The sequence below is a fragment of the Pseudomonas sp. BSw22131 genome, from assembly GCF_026810445.1.
Lineage (GTDB): Bacteria > Pseudomonadota > Gammaproteobacteria > Pseudomonadales > Pseudomonadaceae > Aquipseudomonas > Aquipseudomonas huanghezhanensis.
This window is the reverse complement of record NZ_CP113949.1, coordinates 4545030-4566233: the sequence shown is the minus strand read 5'-3', so window position 1 is coordinate 4566233 and position 21204 is coordinate 4545030. Positions and strand designations below refer to the sequence as shown.

General features: G+C 58.9%; 18 protein-coding genes. 5 read left to right on the top strand and 13 right to left on the bottom strand.

Annotation, left to right across the window (positions count from 1 at the left end; genetic code table 11):
* Positions 1 to 2 precede the first annotated feature (2 nt).
* Both OYW20_RS20655 and OYW20_RS20650 read left to right on the top strand, forming a co-directional pair.
* Complete coding sequence (locus OYW20_RS20655; protein ID WP_268797772.1) at positions 3 to 722, top strand: lipopolysaccharide kinase InaA family protein; 720 nt, start codon at positions 3 to 5, stop codon at positions 720 to 722.
* Positions 719 to 946 (top strand): hypothetical protein, encoded by a 228-nt coding sequence (locus OYW20_RS20650; RefSeq protein ID WP_268797771.1) that lies wholly within the window; start codon positions 719 to 721, stop codon positions 944 to 946. The genes OYW20_RS20655 and OYW20_RS20650 overlap by 4 nt, the downstream gene beginning before the upstream one ends.
* 77 nt (positions 947 to 1023) lie before the next feature.
* Here the strand turns inward: OYW20_RS20650 and OYW20_RS20645 are convergent, their stop codons facing one another.
* The 10 genes from OYW20_RS20645 to OYW20_RS20600 form a co-directional block, all read right to left on the bottom strand.
* Positions 1024 to 4080, bottom strand: coding sequence for a multidrug efflux RND transporter permease subunit (locus OYW20_RS20645; RefSeq protein ID WP_268797770.1), 3057 nt, complete (start codon positions 4078 to 4080; stop codon positions 1024 to 1026).
* Between the two features lie 26 nt (positions 4081 to 4106).
* Positions 4107 to 5255, bottom strand: coding sequence for an efflux RND transporter periplasmic adaptor subunit (locus tag OYW20_RS20640; protein ID WP_268797769.1), 1149 nt, complete (start codon positions 5253 to 5255; stop codon positions 4107 to 4109).
* A 111-nt stretch (positions 5256 to 5366) separates the two neighbouring features.
* Positions 5367 to 6464, bottom strand: a complete 1098-nt coding sequence (locus OYW20_RS20635; protein ID WP_268797768.1) for a DUF1513 domain-containing protein — start codon at positions 6462 to 6464, stop codon at positions 5367 to 5369.
* Position 6465: 1 nt separating this feature from the next.
* Positions 6466 to 7530 carry an imelysin family protein gene (locus OYW20_RS20630; protein WP_268797767.1) on the bottom strand — a complete coding sequence of 355 codons (1065 nt, stop codon included), beginning with the start codon at positions 7528 to 7530 and terminating at the stop codon, positions 6466 to 6468.
* Between the two features lie 52 nt (positions 7531 to 7582).
* The gene (locus OYW20_RS20625; RefSeq protein WP_268797766.1) at positions 7583 to 9010 is read right to left on the bottom strand and encodes a di-heme oxidoreductase family protein; all 1428 of its coding nucleotides are present in this window, start codon (positions 9008 to 9010) and stop codon (positions 7583 to 7585) included.
* A 137-nt stretch (positions 9011 to 9147) separates the two neighbouring features.
* Complete coding sequence (locus OYW20_RS20620) at positions 9148 to 9687, bottom strand: AP2 domain-containing protein (protein ID WP_268797765.1); 540 nt, start codon at positions 9685 to 9687, stop codon at positions 9148 to 9150.
* Positions 9688 to 9922: 235 nt separating this feature from the next.
* Entirely contained in the window at positions 9923 to 11266 is a 1344-nt protein-coding gene (locus OYW20_RS20615; RefSeq protein WP_268797764.1) for an imelysin family protein, read from the bottom strand.
* A gap of 259 nt (positions 11267 to 11525) precedes the next feature.
* On the bottom strand, positions 11526 to 13580 hold the full coding sequence (locus OYW20_RS20610; protein ID WP_268797763.1) for a putative bifunctional diguanylate cyclase/phosphodiesterase: 2055 nt from the start codon (positions 13578 to 13580) through the stop codon (positions 11526 to 11528).
* Between the two features lie 310 nt (positions 13581 to 13890).
* Positions 13891 to 14487, bottom strand: a complete 597-nt coding sequence (locus tag OYW20_RS20605) for a superoxide dismutase (RefSeq protein WP_268797762.1) — start codon at positions 14485 to 14487, stop codon at positions 13891 to 13893.
* A gap of 377 nt (positions 14488 to 14864) precedes the next feature.
* On the bottom strand, positions 14865 to 15266 hold the full coding sequence (locus OYW20_RS20600; protein ID WP_268797761.1) for an ACT domain-containing protein: 402 nt from the start codon (positions 15264 to 15266) through the stop codon (positions 14865 to 14867).
* A gap of 93 nt (positions 15267 to 15359) precedes the next feature.
* On the opposite strand from OYW20_RS20600, the gene OYW20_RS20595 reads away from it, so the two are divergent.
* The 3 genes from OYW20_RS20595 (at position 15360) to OYW20_RS20585 (ending at position 18338) form a co-directional block, all read left to right on the top strand.
* Positions 15360 to 16289, top strand: coding sequence for a LysR family transcriptional regulator ArgP (locus OYW20_RS20595; protein ID WP_268797760.1), 930 nt, complete (start codon positions 15360 to 15362; stop codon positions 16287 to 16289).
* Between the two features lie 131 nt (positions 16290 to 16420).
* Positions 16421 to 17407 carry an NAD-dependent epimerase/dehydratase family protein gene (locus tag OYW20_RS20590; RefSeq protein ID WP_268797759.1) on the top strand — a complete coding sequence of 329 codons (987 nt, stop codon included), beginning with the start codon at positions 16421 to 16423 and terminating at the stop codon, positions 17405 to 17407.
* Positions 17408 to 17486: 79 nt separating this feature from the next.
* Complete coding sequence (locus OYW20_RS20585; protein WP_268797758.1) at positions 17487 to 18338, top strand: ATPase; 852 nt, start codon at positions 17487 to 17489, stop codon at positions 18336 to 18338.
* A gap of 161 nt (positions 18339 to 18499) precedes the next feature.
* Here the strand turns inward: OYW20_RS20585 and OYW20_RS20580 are convergent, their stop codons facing one another.
* The 3 genes from OYW20_RS20580 to OYW20_RS20570 all read right to left on the bottom strand — a co-directional run bounded on the left by OYW20_RS20580 (position 18500) and on the right by OYW20_RS20570 (position 21106).
* The gene (locus tag OYW20_RS20580) at positions 18500 to 19549 is read right to left on the bottom strand and encodes an alkene reductase (protein WP_268797757.1); all 1050 of its coding nucleotides are present in this window, start codon (positions 19547 to 19549) and stop codon (positions 18500 to 18502) included.
* A 63-nt stretch (positions 19550 to 19612) separates the two neighbouring features.
* On the bottom strand, positions 19613 to 20779 hold the full coding sequence (locus tag OYW20_RS20575; RefSeq protein ID WP_268797756.1) for an MFS transporter: 1167 nt from the start codon (positions 20777 to 20779) through the stop codon (positions 19613 to 19615).
* Positions 20780 to 20803: 24 nt separating this feature from the next.
* Positions 20804 to 21106 carry an ArsR/SmtB family transcription factor gene (locus OYW20_RS20570; RefSeq protein ID WP_268797755.1) on the bottom strand — a complete coding sequence of 101 codons (303 nt, stop codon included), beginning with the start codon at positions 21104 to 21106 and terminating at the stop codon, positions 20804 to 20806.
* Positions 21107 to 21204: the final 98 nt, after the last annotated feature.

Genomic DNA, 21204 nt, shown 5'->3' with positions numbered 1-21204 from the left:
GGATGGCCGTTGATTTTGTAGCAGACGTGGCATTACCGGCCAAAGATCGTTTCGCCTATTTCTGGAACACTCGCGGTGACTGGGTCGAGGAACCTAATCGGCGTCGTGGCGGCGAGAGCGGTGTGCAGCGTGTGGTGTCCGAGAACGGCCGATTGCTGTATGTGAAGCGGCAAACCGGGCACATCTACCGCAGCTGGCTTCACCCGTTCGGTCGTCCTACTGTCTTGCGCGAGCGCGACGCCCTCGAGGGTTTGCGTCAACTGGATGTCAACGTCCCGAAAATGGTGTTCTGCGGGGCCGAGCGCGACGAAAACAACGAGTGGCGCGCGCTGCTGGTGACGGCTTCGCTCGACGGCTTCGAGGAAATCGAAAACTGGTATGCAGCCGGTGGCCGTGAACAGCATGGCGAGGCGGTGCATGATTTGATGCTCAAGACGCTGGCAGAGAACCTTGCCCGCATGCATAAAGGGCGCTGGCAACACAGCTGCATCTATATCAAGCACGTTTTTGTGCGCGTGGTGGGCGAGGGCGTCCACGCCAGGCCCGAGGTTGCGCTGCTTGATCTGGAAAAATGCCGACGCCGCCTGACCGCTTATGCGGCCGCGCAACACGACATGAAGCAGCTGCGTCGCCATTCGTCGTTCAAGCCAGCAGATTGGAGCAAGCTGGTCTACTTTTACGAGGCAGCGTTTGGCAGCTCTATCAAAGGTTTAGATCGATGAAGCTAGAACTGGCTCGAGGTTTGTTTCTGTTAGGTGCATTAGGTGTTGCTTCCGTCGCTCTAGCGGCTTGGGAGCAGCCTCGGGCGAAGATCCTGGGCGCGGAAGATGGCCAGGGCATCTGTCATTTGCCACGTGTCGCCCAAGTGCAGGTCCCTGCTCGGCCTGATCACGACTTGCTTTTGTTGATGTACGGTCTGGCCCAGGGATCAGGGCGACAAAATTGAATCCAGCCCTCTACTGAAAGGCCCCGTTGATCGGGGTTTTTTTTCGTCTTGCGCAAGGCTGCCTGGGAATGGATCTGTCAGGTACCGGCAATTCCACCCGCTGGCTCCGTCCGTTTATCCTTCACCGCGAGCAACGTGTAAACACACGGCAGCACAAACAGGGTAAACAGCGTCCCCACAGACATACCGGTCGCGATGACCATGCCGATGTCGAACCGGCTCACCGCGCCCGCGCCGGTCGCCAGAATCAGCGGGACCATGCCGAACACCATCGCTGCTGTGGTCATCAACACCGGGCGCAAGCGTATTGCGGCGGCTTGTTCCACGGCTTCACGTGCCGACAGGCCCTTGTCGCGTCGCAGTTGGTTTGCGAACTCCACGATCAGGATCCCGTGCTTGCTGATCAAGCCGATCAGCGTTACCAAGCCCACCTGCGTATAGATATTGAGCGTAGACAGCCCCAGAAACAGCGGGATCAGCGCTCCGCAAATTGACAGCGGCACCGTGACCAGAATCACCAGCGGGTCGCGGAAACTCTCGAACTGCGCAGCAAGCACCAGAAAAATGATTGCCAGCGCCAGCCCGAAAGTGACCCATAACGCGTTGCCTTCCTGCACGAACTGACGGGAGGCGCCGGCATAGTCGTAGGCAAAACCTGCGGGAGCTTCTTCGCTGGCGATTTGTCTGACCAACTCGATGGCCTCAGCCTGACTGACCAGCGGGAATCCCGAGATGATGGCCGAGTTGAGCTGCTGGAACTGATTGAGCTGACGCGGCCGCGCGCGATCACTGACGGTGATCAGCGTCGACAGCGGCAACATCTGACCTTTGTCGTTTCTCACGTAATAGTTGTTCAGCCATTGCGGATTGTCGCGAAACGGCCTTTCGACTTGCGCGATCACCTTGTAGCTGCGGCCCTCGATAGTGAAGCGGTTGATCTCGGACTCACCCAGCAGCGTGGCCAGCGTGCCGCCCAGGTCCTGCATCGAAACGCCCATCTGCGCTGCTTTGGCGCGGTCGATGTCCACCACCACCTCCGGTTTGTCGAACGCGAGGTCGATGTCCAGAAACGCGAACTTGCCGGACGCTTCGGCGCGTTTCTTGATGCGGTCAGCGACTTCCAGCAGCGCGGCGTAATCGTTGGGTGTATTGAGCACGAATTGAAACGGCAGACCTTCGCCAGTGCCCGGCAGCGACGGCAGATTGAAGCCGAAAATCTGCAGGCCGGTGATGCCCGCAAGTTTGGCCTGAACCTCGGGCAGGATCGCCATTTGCGTGCGGCTTCGCTCGTCCCACGGTTTGAGCAGGAAACCGCCTACGCCCGATTGCACCCCGTTGAAACCGTTGATCTGGAACGAGGAGTAGTACTCCGGAAACTCCTTGAAGATTTTGATGAACTGATCGGTGTAGGCGTTCATGTAATCGAGGTTGGTCGGTTGCGGGCCGGTCGAGATCATGAAGATGATGCCCTGGTCTTCATCCGGAGCTAGCTGCGACTGGGTGAACTTGAGAAACACCGGGATCAGGCACAGCACGATCAAGGCGAAGACGATCACCACGGGGCGCGTATTCAGCGTGCCATGCAACACGCGCTGGTAGCGCACCTTGAGGCCCTCGAAGGCGTTGTCGAGCTTGTGCGCCAGCCCTGTAGGGTTTTCGTCGCGACGCAGCAGCAGCGCACACATCATTGGCGACAGGGTCAACGCCACGATCCCGGAAATAATCACGGCGCCTGCCAGCGTCAGCGCAAATTCCTTGAACAGCGCACCGGTCAGCCCCTGAAGGAACCCGATCGGGGCGTACACCGCTGCCAGCGTGATGGTCATTGAGACCACCGGCATCGCAATCTCGCGCGCGCCCTCGATGGCCGCATTGAGCGGCGTCTTCCCTTCTTCAATATGTCGGTGAATGTTTTCCACCACGACAATCGCATCATCGACCACCAGTCCAATAGCCAGCACCATGGCGAGCAGCGTCAGCAGGTTGATCGAGTAGCCCATGAGCTGCATGAAAAACAGCACGCCGATCATCGACAACGGAATGGTAATCACCGGAATCAACACCGAGCGCAGCGCACCCAGAAACAGGAACACCACGACAATGACGATCAGCACGGCCTCGATCAGGGTTTTCACCACCTCATGAATGGATGCGGTGATGAACAGCGTGGCGTCGTAGGCAATCGATACCTTGAGGCTCGGTGGCAGCTGGCTTTCGAGCTCTGGCATGATCCGCCGGACCTCTCTGATGACATCCAGCGGGTTGGAACTGGGCGTGCCCTTGATGCCGATGTACACCGAGGGCGTGCCGTCGAACGAACTGACGGTGTCGTAGTTTTCCGCGCCCATCTCGACCCGGGCCACGTCACCCAGCAGCACGCGGCTGTCGCCCTCTGTCTTGAGCGGGATGGCAGCGAAACTTTCCGGTGATTTGAGGTCGGTGCTGGCGTTGACGCTGGTAACCACGTACTCGCCTTTGACCTCGCCTGCCGCCGACAGGAAGTTGTACTTGCGCACGGCGTCGGTCACATCGCTGGCGGTCAGGCCGAACCCTGCGAGTTTCACTGGATCGAGCCACAAGCGCATGGCGAATACCTGATTGCCCAGAATCTCGGCTTCGGCCATGCCGGGCAGGGTGGCCAGTTTGGGCTGAATCACCCGCGACAGATAATCGGTGATCTGCGGGTTGCTCAGTTGCGTGCTGTAGAAACTGATGTACATCAGCGCCGACGCGTCAGCCGCTTCTTTGCTCAGGACCGGGTCTTCGGCGTCTTGTGGCAGCTTGTTTTTGACTTCGTTGGCCTTGGCCAGCAATTCGGTGAACAGCCGGTCGCTGTCAGAGCCGATGCGGGCGTAGATCGAGATCACCGAGAAGTTCTGTCGACTGACCGAGGTCATGTAGTCAATGCCTTCGGCACTCGCCAGACTTTGCTGCAGCGGTTGGGTGATGTAGCCCTGAATGGTTTCGGCGTTTGCGCCGGGGTACGCCGTAGTCACCGTGATCAAGGCATTTTCCATCTGCGGATACTGGCGGATGGTCAACTTGCTGAACGCCTGAAAACCCAGCAGCACGATCAGCAGGCTGATCACGCTGGCGAGCACCGGACGACGAATGAAGGGATCTGTAAATGCCATTCCAGCTCCTTGGGGGCCAGCCTTGATCAGTCAGCGCGCGGCTGGCCGTTCTGTCCCGGTAACGCAGGTTCAGTGCTGACGATCACATGCGCGCCATTGTCCAGCTTGAGTTGCCCGCCGCTGACCACCTGCTCGCCTGCTTTCACTCCCTTGTTGATGATGACCTGCCCGCCGCGTCGCTCGCCGGTCTCGACAAACCGTCGCTCAACCACCAGTTGTGCCTCGCCCTTGTCGTTTTTTTCAGGCTGGCCCTCGGCATTTTTCTTCGGCACTACGACGTATACCGAGTTGCCATACAGCGTGTAGGTGATGGCGCTTTCGGGTAGCACCCACTGCCGGGTATCGTCGCCCAGCACAACCTGCAGACTGGTGAACATCCCCGGCAGCAACTTGCTTCCAGGGTTGGGAAGGGTGGCGCGAACCAACACGTTGCGTGTGGCGTCTTCGACTTTTGGATTGATCGCGCTGATGTTGGCGTCGAACACCTGATCCGGGTACGCCGCCACGCTCACCTTTACCGCTTGGCCGATGGCCAGTTTTGGCAAGGTCTGCTCCGGGACGTAGAAATCGACATACAGACTGCTGAGGTCTTGCAGCGTGGCGATCACCGTGCCGCTGGCGAGGTAATCGCCGACGTCCACCTGACGAATCCCGATGGTGCCGCTGAAGGGCGCGAGGATGCGTTTTTTGGCCAGCGACGCATTGAGTTGCGCCACCGTGGCCGCTGCTTTTTTCTGGGTGGCCGCCAGCTTGTCGAAGTCGCCTCGGGAGATCGCCTGATCGCCCACCAGCTTGCTGCCGCGGCCGTATTCCACCTTCGCCAGGCCGAGATCGGCTTCGGCCGTCCCGAGTAGTGCCTTCTCGACGTCGCTGTCGAGTTGCACTAACGGCTGACCGGCTTTGATCTTCTGCCCTGACTCGAACAGCACGGCCTTGACGGTGCCGGCGATCTCCAGACTGAGGTTCACGCCTTGCAGGGCCTTGAGGCTGCCAATGGCCGGAAGCCGGCTCTGCCATGGCCGGTCTTCGACGACTGCCACTGCCACGCTGATCGGTGGTTTGGGTGCGGTGAACTGCTGAATTTGCTGATAAACCGAGAAGGCTTTGTAACCGCCCAGGGCCAGAACTACGACCAGCACAACGGCCAACATAATCAGCATGCGGCGACGCAACATATTCCACTTCCTTGCAAAACAGGTTTCCGATTCGACTCGCATCAAGTGTAGGAGCTAACGAGCACCGCGGTGCTCGTCAACTCCTACAAAAGGGCGCCGGATGCCGTGATTTCAAACCAAATGCAGATGGTTGTCCCACAACCCGGAGGGCAGCTGCAGCGGTTGCGCGACGAGGGTGCTTTGGCGGCAATCGTAAAACCTGCAGCGGCCTTGTCCGGAGGTCACGACAAATCCGTCTGCCACGGCGCCCACGCCTGCGCAATCGGGGAGGGCAGCGTCCAGTCGCACGGCGCCGCTGTCCAGATCCCAAACGAAAAACCGGTTGCCACGCGGCGCAGTAAGCGCCACCAGACGCAGTTCGCTGTGAACAGCGACGCTGGCGGTGTAATGCCCCATCGATTGCAATTGAGCCTCGTCCACCGCAAAGGCCGTAAAGGGTTGGCCCGGACGTTTGATCGCCAGCAATTCGGACGACTCATGGGATGCGCCCATGAACTGCTGACCCGAAACGATCGTGCCGTCGCTGGCAATCGCCAGGTGCCGCACGCTGTTCATGTGTTGCGACAGCATCTCCTTGCTCAGCAGTACACCGTCACGCTGCATCAACACCAGACTGGGTTCCATGGCATTGAGGTTCATCTCGACACGGCTCTCGGCCTCGGTACGAATCCCGCCATTGGCCACCACCAGCGTTTCGCCGTCCGGCATCCATGACACCTGATGCGGGCCGATACCGTGGGTCGACAGTTCACCGGAACGCACCAGACGCTCATCGACAAACCGGTACACGCCCAGCAGTCCGCGCCCCGGATCGGTGGTGTCGTTTTCGGTGGTGTACAACCACTCGCCGCTGCGATGAATCACCGCATGGCCGTAGAAGTGCCGGTTGACAGGCGAGACGATGGTTTGCAGCAGACGGCCGTCGCGCAGATCGATCAGATAGCTTTCAGTGCCCGGCCGGCGCGCCACGAACAGCGCAATCGGCAGACTCGGGTGGTTGATGATGTCGTGGCAACGCTGAGCCACGTGCGTGGCGAATACCTGAGTGCCATCCACCCGATAACCCACGGCGTAATGTCGACCATTGCCGTCATCGCGTGCCGACAGCAGCAGCGGGCTTTCATGCTTTCTCTTGAACAGCGTCCAGCCGCCCAGCGTGCATGCGCTGAGAACAAGACTGCCGAAAGCCAGGGCCTGGCGTCGCAACATATCAGTCACCGTCGTTGGCATTGAAGCCCAGTTGAATCCCCAGCGCCTTGGCCAGCTCGCCCTCATGCAGGCGATGAACCGCGTTGAGGCTGTCGTAGAACGCATTCAGTTGCTGACGCCCCTGCTCGGTAGCCAGCAGGTCCACCAGAGGCGGCTTCAGCTCTGTCAGCTGTTTGCGGCTGGCCGCGTAAGCTGCGTCGATTTTGTCGGCCAGTGGTTTTTGCTCGGCGGGCAACAGGCCGCGCAGGCCATGGTTGTCGACGCCGACCCAGACGGTTTCTGCGCTTTCGAGGCTGGCCTGCAGGCTGCTGAGCGAGGACTTGCTGCGCCAGGCTTCTGCCTGAAAAGGCTGAGGGACGCCTTTGGTCTGACGCCCCAGCGGGGTGCCGAGTTTTTTCTTCAGGCTGTCCAGCGCAGTGACTTGTACGCGCAGGAGTTCAGCGATGGCTTCGTGGGAATCGGCGTAGCGCTGGTTCGGAAACTTGCTCAACTGCGCGAGCATGCCGTCGGTGCTGTTCCAGCTGTTGAGGATTTCCTCGGCCAAACCCTTCTGACGCTCGCCGATGGCCATCAACAGCGGGCAGTAACGGGCCTTTTGCTGGGCGTTGGCCATGTCGATGTCGGCGTCGAACAGGATGTATTCGTAGGCCGACAAGCCCTGTACGACCACGCTGGATTTGACCAGGCCTTCAGCGGTGATGTCGGGTTGAGCGGTGATCAGTTGCTCAACCTGACGACCCACGAGGTTCTTCTTGTCTGGCCAGAACTGCACCTGCCATGAACGGTTGCCCTCGGCCAGCGGGCCGATCAACAAAGGCTGCAACTGCGCCCAGGCTTTTTGTGCGTGCAGGAAGTCAGCGCGAGCGGTTTCCAGATCCGATTTGCCCTGACAGAAAGCCAGTGCGCTGACGGCCAGTTGCCGATCGGCGTCAACCCAGCGGCTGTAAGTTGGCAGGATCACCTGTTTGGCAATGGCGGCGGAAGTCACAGCCTGCGGGTCCGAGGGCGCGCAGGCACCCAGCGCGAGTGCGGCAAGGCTGGTAAACAACAGCTTGGGACGGAACATGTCCGGCTCCTTGGTCTTCAGAAAGCGGTTGAGAAATCGGGTTGCGATACGGTTAAAGCGAGTTCAGAAACGCCAACAGGGCAGCACGTTGTTGTTCATCGAACGCCAGCACGTGGCGTTGTGCCGCCTGCGCTTCGCCGCCGTGCCAAAGCACTGCTTCCATCAGGTTGCGCGCCCGGCCGTCATGCAAAAATTGTGTGTGCCCACTTACGCTCTGCGTCAGGCCGATGCCCCACAACGGCGGCGTCCTCCACTCCTGGCCGGTTGCCTGGAACTCGCTGAGGTTGTCAGCAAGGCCTTCACCCATGTCGTGCAGCAGCAGATCGGTATACGGACGAATCAGTTGACTGGCCAGCTCCGGTTCGCTGGCATCAGGTCGGGTCGTGAATTGTGGCGTGTGGCACTGCTGGCATCCAGCCTTGAAGAACAGATTCTTGCCTTGCAGCACGCTCGCGTCTTCCACGTCGCGCCGCGCCGGGACGCCAAGGTTACGCGTGTAAAACGTGATCAGCCGCAGGATGTTGTCGCTGACTTCGGGCTCGCCGTCGGGGCCTTCACCGTTGGGTGCATTCAAACAGTCGGTCTGTGCCTGCGTGCAGTCATCGGCTCGTTTGAGCGTCGACGTCAGGCCCATGTCGCCCGCCATTGCGTGGACGTTCTGCTGATTAATGCTCGGCTGTGCCGCCTTCCAGCCGAAGCGACCCAGTACGGTCCTCTGTTGTGCGTCGTCCCACACCCAGTTGGCGCGGCCAGAAATACCGGTGCCTTTTTTCTCTTCCGGGTCGGCGTTGGCAAGGATCGCCGACTCTGGAATCGCCTCCAGCAAACCCAGGCCGATCATGGGCGGTGCGATACGCGCCGACGCGCGGGTCTGCGGGTGCATAGGGCCGTAGCCCAGCTGAGTGATTTGCAGAGTAGGGCGGCGCAGGTGAATCGGTGTGCCGTCCCGGAAGTGCAGGGTCATCGAGTCGTACTCGACGCGCACTTTGCCCTCGGGCGCTACACCGGGCACGGCCATGTCCTGCAGCTGCGTGCCGTAGACCGGTTCGGGCGTGAGCCCCAGTTGAGCGATGCGGTCGGCATACGCCGGATCGTTAGGAATGGACAGGCGCACCAGCATTGACACTGCGTTGCTGTCATTGGGCTCTGGCGGGTGACCGCGGCCGTCCTTGATATGGCAGTTTTGACAGGCGTTGGTGTTGAACAGCGGCCCGAGCCCGTCGCGGGCGGTGGTGGTGGAGGGCGCGATGACCCACGGGCTGCGGAAGAAGCTGTTACCGACGCTGAAGTCCAGGCGCCGCGAAGGCGAGAGGTTGGCAGATGGCTGCGAGAAGGCGTTGCGATCAGCCTTGCTGACAGTGGCGGCGCCGGCGGACAAGCGCTCGCCGGGCTCTGCCTGAGTGAAACGCGGGGCGTCGTCACACCCGCCAATGGCTGTAGCCATCAGCAGGAGAATTGAAAGACGAAACCACGTGGTCATACACATCCTGCAACGGGCTGGTATTAAGGGCGAGCAAGCTTACCAGTCCAGCCATTCAGGAATAAGAGGGATTTGCGTTTGCTTCCCCGTTGGCAACGTGTTGTTACCAATTAATCGCTCAGCATCACACGCTGTTTTTATACGCCGACTATCTCCAGCGAGGGGTTTTGGATAATCAGTTGCATCAAGTGTTTTTCCCCATGCTCTACCTTGTACGAGCGGTAATCACCCAGTTGATCGAGTTGCCGCTCGCGCTCGCGGATGGCGAGTTGCTTGGCCTGTTCATGGCCATAGAATTCGACCCGGAACGACTTGGTGACGCTGCTGCCATTGCGCAAGGTGGTGCGCGCCACCCAATAGGCAACGCCGGTGTAGCAGCGATAGTGCACGCCAGGATGGCCGCTGGTGTTGGTGCTGATCAGTCGCTGACGGATGTCGCGGCTGAGTTTGGGCAGGTTGGCGAGCATCAGTTGGTCACGGCATTTATCAGCCGCGGCACGCGCTGCGTCCTGACCGCCGTAACGGGAGAATGAGAACAGTCGGTTGTAAACCAGACCATCGCGGTAGATCGTGACTTTCCATGCTCTGGGGCCTTTGGCGCCTACCAATAAATGGATGCCGTAATCGTTATGGTTAACGTCTTTGACGGTGCGCCTTTTTCTGACTTTTGTTGGCACTTGCTGTCTCCCTCCTGGATGGGGTGGATCAAGGAAGTGGGGATAATCGATGTGCCAAGTTCAACCTTCAATCCGACAAGGATTGAATAGGAAATACCCTACGCAAGTTAAAGATACGTCCGGCGCGGCTGACATGAGTCTGCGGTTTCATTGATTTTTGACGTAAAAAAGCCGGTCGTAAAAACGGCCGGCTTTCCTGTGTGAGCGCTGTGCTCAGCGGGTGATGCGTTGGGGATCAGAACTCGTGATCAGCGTTGTCCGGGTTCAGGTCGGTGATGCCCAGCTTGGCGGCCGCTTGCTCGATTGCGCCGGTCTGCTTGACCAATGCCCCGATGGCATCGCGCACCACTTGGTTGCCTGCGGTATTGCCCGCCGTGATCAACTGATCGAAGTGCTCGCCTTTGTTGGCGTGGTCGACGATGACTTGCAGCTTGGCCTGCGTGGCATCCAGGTCGGCACGCAGCGTGGCGTCGGTTGCAGCGTCTGCCTTGGCGACCAGCGACGACAGGCTTGGGCCGGTCACTTTATTGCCGTCAACGCGGGTGTATTCACCCAGATAAACATTGCGAATGCCCAGGCCGTTATAGAAGTGCGAGTTGTGGGTGTTATCGCTGAAGCAGTCATGTTCGTCCTCGCTGGAATTGGCCTCCAGCGCCACCTTCATGCGCTCGCCCGCCAGTTCACCCAGCGACAGGCTGCCCATGCCGAAGAGCATCTTGCGCAGGCCAGCTTCGCCCGACTCGGCTTCCAGTGACGCGCGGTAGTTGTCGGCGACACCTGGTTTCCAGTTGTTGACCATCTCTTCAAGGTCGCTGACCAGCAGGTCGGTCACCGATTTCAGGTAAGCGCGGCGACGGTCGTTATGTCCGCCAGTGCCACCGTTGCCTTCGATGTAATCGCTGGCTGGGCGCTCACCCGCGCCCGGACCGTTGCCGTGCAAGTCCTGACCCCAGAGCAGGAACTCGATGGCGTGGTAACCGGTGGCGACGTTTGCTTCGGAGCCACCCAGCTCGTTCAGGCTGGCGAGTTTTTCAGGCGTGATGTCCTTGACGTCGACTTTGTCTTCACCCACCTGCACGGTGGTGTTGGCAATGATGTTGGCCGTAGCGCCCGGATTGCCCAGGGCGTGCTGGTAATCCTTGGCCACGTAGTCGATCAGGCCTTCGTCCAGAGGCCAGGCGTTAACCTGTCCTTCCCAGTCGTCGATGATGGTATTGCCGAAGCGGAAAACTTCAGTCTGCATGTAGGGCACACGTGCGGCGACCCACGCGTCACGAGCGGCTTTTAGCGTCTGATCGTTTGGGTTGGCCAGAAAAGTATCAATGGCGGTGCGCAGTGTTTTTGCGGTGGATTCAGCGTCGCTGAAGGCAGCGAAGACCATATTGGTGTAATTGGCGACCACGGCTTTGGCGGCAGCATCGTTGGTCTGGGCCGGCGCTACTGCGGCTGGCGTCGTAGTCGTTGCGGCAGGCGCGGCAGCGGGAGCTGCAGCGGCGGGCTTGTCCTTGCCTTCGCCACAACCGGCGAGGGAGATAGCGATGGCCAACAGACTAGCGGTTGCCAGGGGCATACGAATCATGACGGAATCCTGCGTCGAGAGAATGAGATCGGCGATACGCGCCAGAAAAGCTGCGACATAATGCGAAAGATTTGCATTCTGTGTAAAGGCGTAATGCCTTTAGTCGTGCAGGTAGATATTTCAAGGTGTAACAAAGATTGTCATACGGATGACGGCGGGATCTCTGTATCAGCGAGCTTGCTCGCGAGCGGCTGTAACGGCTTCACTCAGGAAGCTGCTCCGCCTACAAGTTGGCCCCTGCAGTGTTCAATCAGGCCGTTTACAGCACTCCCATGTGCGTGCGTTCAGCCTGTTTGAGATAGGCAAGCAGTTCGCGCGCGGGCAGCGGCTTGTTGTAGAAATAGCCCTGACCCTCGTGGCAGCCCTCGGAAATGATGTACGCCTCTTGCTCTGCGGTCTCCACACCTTCGGCAATGACCTGCATCCCGAGGCTTTTACCCAACTGAATGATCGCGCGCACGATGGTCGCGTCGTCGTCATCGTCGTCGATCAAATCCTGCACAAAGCTCTTATCGATCTTGATCTTGTCCAGCGGCAGGCTCTTGAGATAACTCAACGAAGAATACCCGGTACCGAAGTCATCAATCGCAATCAGCGCGCCGGAGCGGCGCAGGCTCAGCAGGTGCTGGGCGGCGGTGCTGATGTCTTCCATCAAGCCGGTTTCAGTGACTTCCAGTTCCAGACTGCGCGGCGGCAGGCGATAGATTTGCAGCAGATTATTCACCACCCGCGGCAGTTCGGCGTGATGCAGTTGAACCGTCGACAGGTTGACCGCCATGCGCAGGTCCATGAAGCCCAGATCGTGCCATTCGCGTAGCTGTCGGCAGGCTTGATCGAGCACCCATTCACCAATCGCGATGATCGTGCCGTTCTGTTCGGCCAGCGGGATGAATTGATCCGGTGGCACAAAACCGTGTTCCGGGTGCGTCCAGCGAATCAGCGCTTCCACGCCGACCACGCGCTGATTGCGGTAGCTGATTTGCGGCTGGTAAACCAGGTGGAACTGCTCGCGGACCAACGCTTCTCGCAGGTCTTTTTCCAGTTCGCGGCGGCGGCGCATCTCGCAGTCGACGCTCGCGATGTAGAACTGGTAACGGTTACGTGACCGGGTCTTGGCCAGCGTCATGGTCTGTTCGGCTTTCTGCAGCAGCTTTTCGGTGCTGTCGCCGTCCTCCGGAAACAGCGTGATGCCGATGGTCGCGCGCAGACGGATTTCCTGCTGATCTATCGCGAAGGGAGCTTCCAGGTCATCAAGGATGTTCTGCGCCAGCTCGGCGGCTTCATAGGGTTGTTCAATATCGGCCTGCACCAGCGCGAATTGATCGCCCCCCAGACGAGCGAGCGAGCCGAGGCGACCACTGTGGCCGCGCAACCGGTCAGCCAGGGCCAGCAGCAATTGATCGCCGGTCTGATAGCTGAACTGCTCGTTGATGCCTTTAAAGTCATCCAGTCCCACACACAGTACAGCCACCCGGTGCTGCACTTTGCCAGCGTCTCCCAGGATCTTGTCGAGCTGCTGCTGCAATTGCTGGCGATTGGGCAGACCGGTAAGGAAATCATACTCGGCCATGCGCAACAGGCTGGTTTCAGCTTCATGCCGCAAGTGCGTGTTGCGCTCGATAGACGCCAGTAGCTGATTGGCGGTGTTGACCCACAAGCCTAATTCGTTTTTCTCGTGCCCTTTGAGCAGCGGAATCTGGTTCTCGCTCGGGCGGTCGGGATTGATGCTGGTCAGGTGCTCGATGATTTTCGACAGTGGTCTGGTCAGCATCCACTGATAGACCAGGTACAGCACAAGGCCCATCGCCAACGCGCGCAGCACGCCAGAGATGAAAATGATGAACGAGTTGGTGATCAAGCCTTCGCCGTAGGTGGCGGTATCGAGGGTAATGCGCAGGTCGCCGTAATATTCGCTGTAGGGGCTGCGGCCGACCAGTTGGGTGGTGAAACTGCGCTCCTTACCCAGGATTGGATCAGTCAGCCAGCGGGTGGGGGAGGCGTCTGGCTCTCGGGCTTTTTCGGCGAGCAGCGTTTCGTTCGGATGGCCGATGGAAGCCATGCGCACGGCTTTGTCCTGAAACAGTCCTTCGATGACCTGCATGCCCATTTCACGATCCAGGCTGTAGACCGCCTGGGTCGAGGGATCGCGAAACATGTCGAGAATCCGCGCGGCATCGTTGGCCACCGCCTGACGCGTCTTATAAGCGTCATAGACAATCTGCGCGCAGCTCAGCAGGACGCCCACGATCAATGCCGAGAGAAATACCACGCGCAGCAGCTTTACCGACAAGCTGTTTTTGAATTCCAGCTTCAAATGGGTATTCCTTCATCCATGCTGAGAACGGGTGACTGGTTGCAAGCACTGGCAAAAGCAAACCCTGGGCTCGAGCGCCATGGAATAAGCCTGATCGCATCACTGTTTCTTTGGATGCCTAACTGCGCGCGCAGTGAGGCCATCGTCACTGTGTCGGTCGACATGGGGCTTAACTTTAGGCGCTTTTGATCAATTCAGGGCGCAACTGATATTAGTCCGCTATCGGTTTCTGACAATACATAAACAACGAACATAAGGCGAAAAAAAACCCGGACATGCCGGGCTTTTTTCAACGTTCAGCGCTGAGGGATCAGGCGGTGAAGTTTTTGCCTTCGAACTGCTCGGCAACGAACGACCAGTTAACCAGGTTCCAGAATGCTTCAACGTATTTTGGACGCAGGTTACGGTAGTCGATGTAGTAAGCGTGTTCCCAGACGTCGCAGGTCAGCAGCGGAGTGTCGCCGCTGGTGATCGGGTTGCCGGCGCCGATGGTGCTGGCCAGAGCCAGGGATCCGTCAGCCTTTTTCACCAGCCAGCCCCAGCCGGAACCGAAAGTGCCGATGGACGTTTTGCTGAATTCTTCTTTGAACTTGTCGAACGAGCCGAAGGCTGCAGTGATCGCGTCAGCCAGAGCGCCGGTAGGTTCGCCGCCCGCGTTTGGCGCCAGGCAGTTCCAGTAGAACGTGTGGTTCCATACTTGAGCTGCGTTGTTGAAGATGCCGCCCGAAGAGGATTTGACGATCTCTTCGAGGGTCTTGCCTTCGAATTCTGTACCTGGGACCAGGTTGTTCAGGTTCACGACGTAGGTGTTGTGGTGCTTGTCGTGGTGGTATTCCAGGGTTTCCTTGGAAATGTGCGGTGCCAGTGCATCATGTGCGTACGGCAGCGGCGGCAATTCAAAAGCCATGGTAATTCTCCTAATCAGGTCAGGTTGCGGTGGGCGCAAGGCCGATCACGGACGGCCAGACAAACACGCCGACGAGTTTGTACTCTTTGCGGCGCAGGGGCAGGATCATAGCACCGGCCCCAGACCTTAACCACGCAACAACTGTGTTGGATAGAGGTTCCAGAACATGTGGGCGAAGATCATGAAGATTTTTGATGGGCGATGGAAAGTTGATTAACGCCCCGTACCTTGTCGAGTATTGCGAGGGGACTGATTTATTTTTCGCAGACTTTGCGCCGCACGAACATGTTTTGCGTGCCAATTTCCATGATCAGCCCTGCGGCCACCAGTTAACCGTTGAAATAGCTTTGCCACATGAAGAGTGCTCCGGGTCTAACTCAGTGAGCGTTGCGAGCGAGGCTGCTCAGCACATCAAGGGCCTTGAGGGCGTCGTTTTTTCCGACGAATAAGTGATCGTGGTAAAACCCGGCGATCACGTTGCAGCTGATACCTGCCTGGCTCAAGGCACCAGCGAAAGCCGCAGTCAAACCGACGGCCTGAAGTGACGAATGCACGGTCAAGGTGATCCAGGCCATCACATAGCCGCAGTCGAGCCCTAACGATTGGGCGTCGCTGCGTTCGAGAATCACGGTCAACCCCTCACGCTCCCGGAAGCTGCCGATCGCATCCTTGCCTCTGACTACATTGAGATCTGCCACGCTGCAGAACACGTAATCACCGGGGTTAAGGGCAGGGCTCATGCTTTGCAGCAGGACGTTGAGGGAAGTTTCGCCGGACATGAGCTCGTCTCGTTAATAGAAGAATGTGGCGAGTCTAGAGTCAGACGCTGTATAAGAAAAACCAATAATATTCATCGTGCATTAGGAAAAATGATGTTCGACTACAAGTTACTGGCAGCCTTGGCAGCTGTAATCGAGCAGGCCGGGTTCGAACGCGCCGCTCAAGTGCTGGGTTTGTCGCAATCGGCGGTGTCTCAGCGCATCAAACTGCTTGAAGCGCGTATCGGCCAGCCGGTGTTGGTGCGAGGGACGCCGCCAACGCCCACCGGCATAGGGCGGCGCCTGCTCAATCATGTGCAACAAGTGCGTCTGCTGGAGCGCGATCTGCAGGGCCAGGTACCAGCGCTGGACGACGGCAGGATGCGCGAACGCTTGCGTATCGCGCTCAATGCCGACAGCCTCGCGACCTGGTGGGCGCCGGCCGTGGGGGATTTTTGCGTGGAGCAGGGCGTGCTCACTGACTTGGTGGTAGAAGATCAGGACGTAGGTCTCAAGCGCATGCGTGCGGGCGAAGTGGCCGCCTGTTTATGTGGCAGTGAGCGTCCGGTGGCCGGGGCCCGAAGTTTATTGTTGGGGGCCATGCGCTACCGTGCGCTGGCAAGCCCCGCCTTTATTGCTCGTTACTTTCCCAATGGCGTAGACCCGCAGGCCATTGCTAACACGCCAGCGCTGGTCTTTGGTCCGGATGATTTCCTGCAACATCGTTATCTGGCTGCGCTTGGCGCGGAGGACGGTTTTGAGCACCATCTCTGCCCATCGTCCGAAGGGTTTATTCGCATGACCGAAGCGGGAATGGGCTGGGGATTGGTGCCGCAGTTGCAGGTTCGCGAACAGCTCGAACGCGGCACGTTAGTGGAGTTATTAGCTGATCGTCCCATTGATGTGCCGTTGTACTGGCATCATTGGCGCAACGGTGGGCAGTTATTGACGCGGTTGACTGAGCATCTGGCAAAAAATGCCGGACAATGGCTGGTGCCGCTGGTGCCGCTGGCGCCGGATCAGGCGTCAGTATCTCGACTGTAGGAGCGCGCTTGCCCTCGATCGCTGTGTGTCAGGCGACAAATACATTGCTGAAACAATGCTATCGCGGGCCAGCGCTCCTACAGGTCATCTCACCTGCATCAAGTAATAGAGCAAATCAAACGGAGCGGTAAATGAAGATTCTGGTCACCGGCGCGAGCGGCTTTATTGGCGGGCGCTTTGCGCGTTTCGCTTTGGAGCAGGGCCTGAGCGTGCGGGTCAACGGCCGTCGCGCTGAGGGTGTCGAGCACTTGGTGCGCCGTGGCGCCGAATTCATTCAGGGCGATCTGACCGACCCGGATCTGGTCCTTCGCTTGTGCTACGACGTCGAAGCCGTGGTGCATTGCGCGGGTGCTGTCGGCGCCTGGGGACGGCGTCAGGATTTTCACCAGGGCAACGTTGAAGTCACGGAAAACGTCGTCGAGGCCTCTCTCAAGCAGCGTGTTCGACGATTGGTGCACTTGTCCTCGCCGTCGATCTATTTCGACGGAAATGATCATGTGGGCATCAAGGAGGAGCAGGTCCCCAAGCGCTTCAACAATCATTACGCGGCTACCAAGTATCTGGCCGAGCAGAAAGTGTTTGGCGCCGAGGAGTTCGGTCTGGAAGTGATCGCGCTGCGCCCGCGCATGGTCACCGGCGCAGGCGACACCAGCATCTTCCCGCGCTTGCTGAACATGCAGCGCAAAAATCGTTTGTCGATTATCGGCAATGGCTTGAACAAGGTCGATTTCACCAGTATCCAGAATCTCAACGAAGCGATTCTCAGCAGCTTGCTTGCGGCGGGTTCAGCGTTGGGCAAGGCCTACAACATCAGCAACGGCACACCGCTCCCGATCTGGGACGTGGTCAATTACGTGATGCGCCAGATGCAATTGCCGCAGGTCACGCGCTATCGCTCATATGGCCTGGCTTACAGCGCTGCGGCCTTTAACGAAGCTGCTTGCATGTTGTGGCCTGGCCGACCGGAGCCGACGCTGTCGAGGCTGGGCATGCAAGTCATGAACAAGAATTTCACCCTGGACATCAGCCGCGCTCAGTATTATCTGGACTATCAGCCGCAGGTCAGTCTGTGGACGGCTCTGGATGAATTCTGCGGATGGTGGAAAGCGCAACAGTGACGGCTGGCGATTCAGCCGTTCCGTTAACCGCGGTTATACTGCCCCCCATTCAGATTTAACGGCTTGCAAAGGGATATCCATGCGCAAAGATCCATACGACGACGTTGATGACATCCCCAACCTCAGCGCCAAAGACGACGACGAAGATTTCCTGCCCACCCCAGGCGCTCGTGACCGGACCACGGTCTATTCACGGACCACGCCGGTGGTGAAGGTCAAGGCGCAGGGTACTGGCGCGCTATGGACCCTGATTGTCATCCTGTTCATCGCTTTTTGCGGATTGGGCTGGTGGAGTTACCAACAGGTTTCGCTGATGGAACAGCAATTGGTCGCAACGCAGGAAAGCTTCGCGCGCATCAGTGAGGAAGCGGCGGGTCGGCTAAAGGATATTTCCGGCAAGGTTGTCGCTACAGAGTCCTTCGCCAGTAGCGGCGGCGAAGCGCTGAAGGCTCAGATCAAGCAGCTTCAAGACAAGCTGGACGAGCAAAATAGACAGCAACAGGGCGTGGCCGGTGCGCAGGGTGGTCTTGATAAGCGACTGGAGTTGATCGCGACTCAAGCCACTCAACAGCAGGCGACCAACACCCAGTTGCAGGACCAGCTCAAAGCCTTGTCGACTGAGCTTGCCGCCTTGAAAGCATCGCTGCCGGACATGCGGTCGGCGCAGTCCGGACAAGACAAGCTGGATGCAGAGATCAAAAGCGTGGCCGCAGACGTGGCGAACCTGAAAAAGAGCAGTCCGGGTGCCGCGATCGATCGGCTTGAGCAGGAGATGATCGTGCTCAAGAGCGAGCAAGAGAATCGCCCGGCGGCTTCTTCTGGAACAGCGACCGCAGAGTTTGACGCGTTTCGCGGCCAGGTGACGCGTAACATCAATACGCTGCAAAGCCAGATTCAGACCTTGTCGCAACAACTCAACGCCCGGCCTTGAGCCCGGCTGACTCTGTAGGAGCGAACGTGTTCGCGAGGCGTTGCACCTGATACACCGCACACCTTCCTCGCCAACAAGTTGGCTCCAGTAGAAGCGGATATATCAACAAAAAGCCCCGACTCATCACTGAGCCGGGGCTTTTGCGTTTCAAGGCAGACCGATTACAGCGCTGGGTAGTCGATATAGCCGACCGGGCCTTTGGCGTAGAAGGTTTCCGGGTGCGGCTCGTTCAGCGGTGCATCTTGTGCCAGGCGCGCCGGCAGGTCCGGGTTGGCGATAAAAGGCACGCCCCAGGCGACGGCGTCGGCCTTGCCAGAAGCAAGCCACGCATTGGCGCTTTCCTTGGTGAACTTCTCATTGGCGATATACGCGCCGCCGAAGGCTTGCTTCAGGCGCGGGCCCAGGCTGTCATCCAGTTCGCGCTCACGTGCGCAGATGAACGCGATGTTGCGCTTGCCCAGTTCAGTAGCCACGTAGGTGAACGTTTCGGCCAGGTTCTCGTCGCCCATGTCGTGCAGGTCGGCGCGAGGCGAGAGGTGCATGCCGACGCGGCCTGCGTCCCAGACTTCAAGTACTGCGTCGGTCACTTCCAGCATCAGGCGTGCGCGGTTTTCCACAGAGCCACCGTACTGATCGGTACGGGTATTGGTGCTGCTTTGCAGAAACTGGTCCAGCAGATAACCGTTGGCGCCGTGAATTTCCACGCCGTCGAACCCGGCTGCCTTGGCGTTTTCTGCGCCGGTGCGATAAGCGTCGACGATGTCGGCGATTTCAGCCAGCTCCAGCGTGCGCGGGGTCGGGTAGTCGGTGATCGGGCGCACCAGGCTGACGTGGCCTTGTGGCTGGATGGCGCTCGGTGCAACCGGTGCTTCACCATTCAGGTACGAAGGATGGGAAATACGGCCAACGTGCCAGAGCTGCAATACGATTTTTCCGCCCGCGCCATGCACCGCCTTGGTGATGTTGCTCCAGCCGCGCACCTGGTCCTCAGACCAGATGCCCGGGGTGTCAGGGTAGCCCACGCCCATTTCAGTGATCGATGTCGCTTCACTGATGATCAGCCCTGCCGAGGCGCGCTGCACGTAGTACTCAGCCATCATCGCGTTCGGCACACGGCCTTCGTCGGCGCGGCAGCGGGTCAGCGGCGCCATGATGATGCGGTTGGTCAGTTCCAGATCGCCCAGCTTGATCGGATCAAAAATAGTGGTCATTCAAAAGCCCTCTTACAGTCAGTTCAGGGAAACAGTCAGTGTGAGATTCGTTACGTCTGATATTTATCGAGTCGCCGCCGCCAGTTCGGCATCGCCGCGCTGACGGAAGTTGATCAGTGTCACCAGCAGTGCCACGACAGCCAGTGCGGCGGCGGCCAGAGGTACGCGGGTCAGGCCGAAACCTTGTTCGATGACCACGCCGCCGATCCATGCGCCCAGCGCGTTGCCGACGTTGAACGCACCGATGTTGAGGGTCGAGACCAGGTTGGGTGCGTCTTTACCGAACGTCACCACATTGATCTGCAACGCAGGCACAGCAGCGAAAGCGGCCGTCGCCCAGAGGAACAGGGTGATCTCGGTCGGTATCAGCGCGACGCTGGTCCAGCTCAGTGCGGTAGACACCACGGCCATGGTGATGAACACGCCGATCAACGTTGCCGCCAGACGACGGTCAGCCAGTTTGCCGCCGATGATGTTGCCCACCGTCAGGCCTAGGCCGATCAGCAGCAGGGTCCAGGTGATGCCGTTGGGCGATACGCCAGTGACCTCGCCCAGAAGCGGAGCGATGTAGGTAAATAGCGCAAACATCGACGCTGAAAACAGGGCCGTCATGCTCAGCGACAGCCAGATACCCGCGCCTTTGAGTGCGCCCAGTTCAGCGCGCATGTCGAGTTTTTCTTCGTCGCGACGGGTGGGCAGAAAGCGAATCAGGCCAATCAGCGAGATCACACCAATCACCGTCACTGCAAAGAAGGTCGAGCGCCAGCCGGCGTATTGGCCAAGCGCAGTACCCAGCGGCACACCGAGCACGTTGGCAAGGGTCAGACCGGTGAACATCAGCGCTACTGCAGAAGCACGACGGTTGGCCGGTACAAGCCCTGCGGCAACCACCGAACCGATACCGAAGAAGGCACCGTGACACAGGGCCGTCACGATCCGGGCAAACATCAGGATGTTGTAATCAGCGGCCAGCGCGCACAACAGGTTGCCGATGATGAAGATGCCCATCAACGTGACCAACGCAGCTTTGCGCGGCAACTTCGCGGTAGCCATCGCCATGAACGGCGCGCCGATGGCAACGCCCAGGGCATAACCTGTGACCAGCCATCCGGCGCCGGGGATCGAAACGCCCAGGTCGCTGGCGACGTCGGGGAGCAGGCCCATGATGACGAACTCGGTCGTGCCGATGGCGAAGGCGCTCAGGGCCAGAATAAGTAGCGATAGAGGCACGCGGCGTCTCCTTGAAAATACGGATCAGAGCTGTTCGGACAGCTCTTTCAAAAACGCCTGTATGGCGTCGTCATTACGTCTGAAAAAATGCCACTGGCCATACTTTTTGCTGCTGATCAGGCCTGCGCGTTGCAAGGTCGCGAGGTGAGCAGAAATCGTCGACTGGGACAGGCCTGCACGCTGGTCGATCTGGCCGGCACACACACCGTTTTCCAGCGAGTGTTCCTGGTCCGGGAAGCATGCATGTGGATCTTTGAGCCACTCAAGAATCTGACGGCGAACCGGATGAGCCAGGGCTTTTATTATTTCGTCGAGGTCGATAGGCATGTCGTTCTCAATATGGGTGTAACGCAATATCGCGATGGGGCGAACTTTATATCTGTATTTCGCGATATACAAATATGAATTGATGCTTAGGATCGCGC

Bases quoted from the DNA above. Each gene is read 5' to 3' on its own strand.
- OYW20_RS20635 (WP_268797768.1), bottom strand. From the start codon at position 6,464: ATGTTGCGACGCCAGGCCCTGGCTTTCGGCAGTCTTGTTCTCAGCGCA.
- OYW20_RS20640 (WP_268797769.1), bottom strand. From the start codon at position 5,255: ATGTTGCGTCGCCGCATGCTGATTATGTTGGCCGTTGTGCTGGTCGTA.
- OYW20_RS20625 (WP_268797766.1), bottom strand. From the start codon at position 9,010: ATGACCACGTGGTTTCGTCTTTCAATTCTCCTGCTGATGGCTACAGCC.
- OYW20_RS20650 (WP_268797771.1), top strand. From the start codon at position 719: ATGAAGCTAGAACTGGCTCGAGGTTTGTTTCTGTTAGGTGCATTAGGT.
- OYW20_RS20600 (WP_268797761.1), bottom strand. From the start codon at position 15,266: ATGTCCGGCGAAACTTCCCTCAACGTCCTGCTGCAAAGCATGAGCCCT.
- OYW20_RS20580 (WP_268797757.1), bottom strand. From the start codon at position 19,549: ATGACCACTATTTTTGATCCGATCAAGCTGGGCGATCTGGAACTGACC.
- OYW20_RS20645 (WP_268797770.1), bottom strand. From the start codon at position 4,080: ATGGCATTTACAGATCCCTTCATTCGTCGTCCGGTGCTCGCCAGCGTG.
- OYW20_RS20595 (WP_268797760.1), top strand. From the start codon at position 15,360: ATGTTCGACTACAAGTTACTGGCAGCCTTGGCAGCTGTAATCGAGCAG.
- OYW20_RS20615 (WP_268797764.1), bottom strand. From the start codon at position 11,266: ATGATTCGTATGCCCCTGGCAACCGCTAGTCTGTTGGCCATCGCTATC.
- OYW20_RS20655 (WP_268797772.1), top strand. From the start codon at position 3: ATGGCCGTTGATTTTGTAGCAGACGTGGCATTACCGGCCAAAGATCGT.
- OYW20_RS20630 (WP_268797767.1), bottom strand. From the start codon at position 7,530: ATGTTCCGTCCCAAGCTGTTGTTTACCAGCCTTGCCGCACTCGCGCTG.
- OYW20_RS20585 (WP_268797758.1), top strand. From the start codon at position 17,487: ATGCGCAAAGATCCATACGACGACGTTGATGACATCCCCAACCTCAGC.
- OYW20_RS20570 (WP_268797755.1), bottom strand. From the start codon at position 21,106: ATGCCTATCGACCTCGACGAAATAATAAAAGCCCTGGCTCATCCGGTT.
- OYW20_RS20590 (WP_268797759.1), top strand. From the start codon at position 16,421: ATGAAGATTCTGGTCACCGGCGCGAGCGGCTTTATTGGCGGGCGCTTT.
- OYW20_RS20605 (WP_268797762.1), bottom strand. From the start codon at position 14,487: ATGGCTTTTGAATTGCCGCCGCTGCCGTACGCACATGATGCACTGGCA.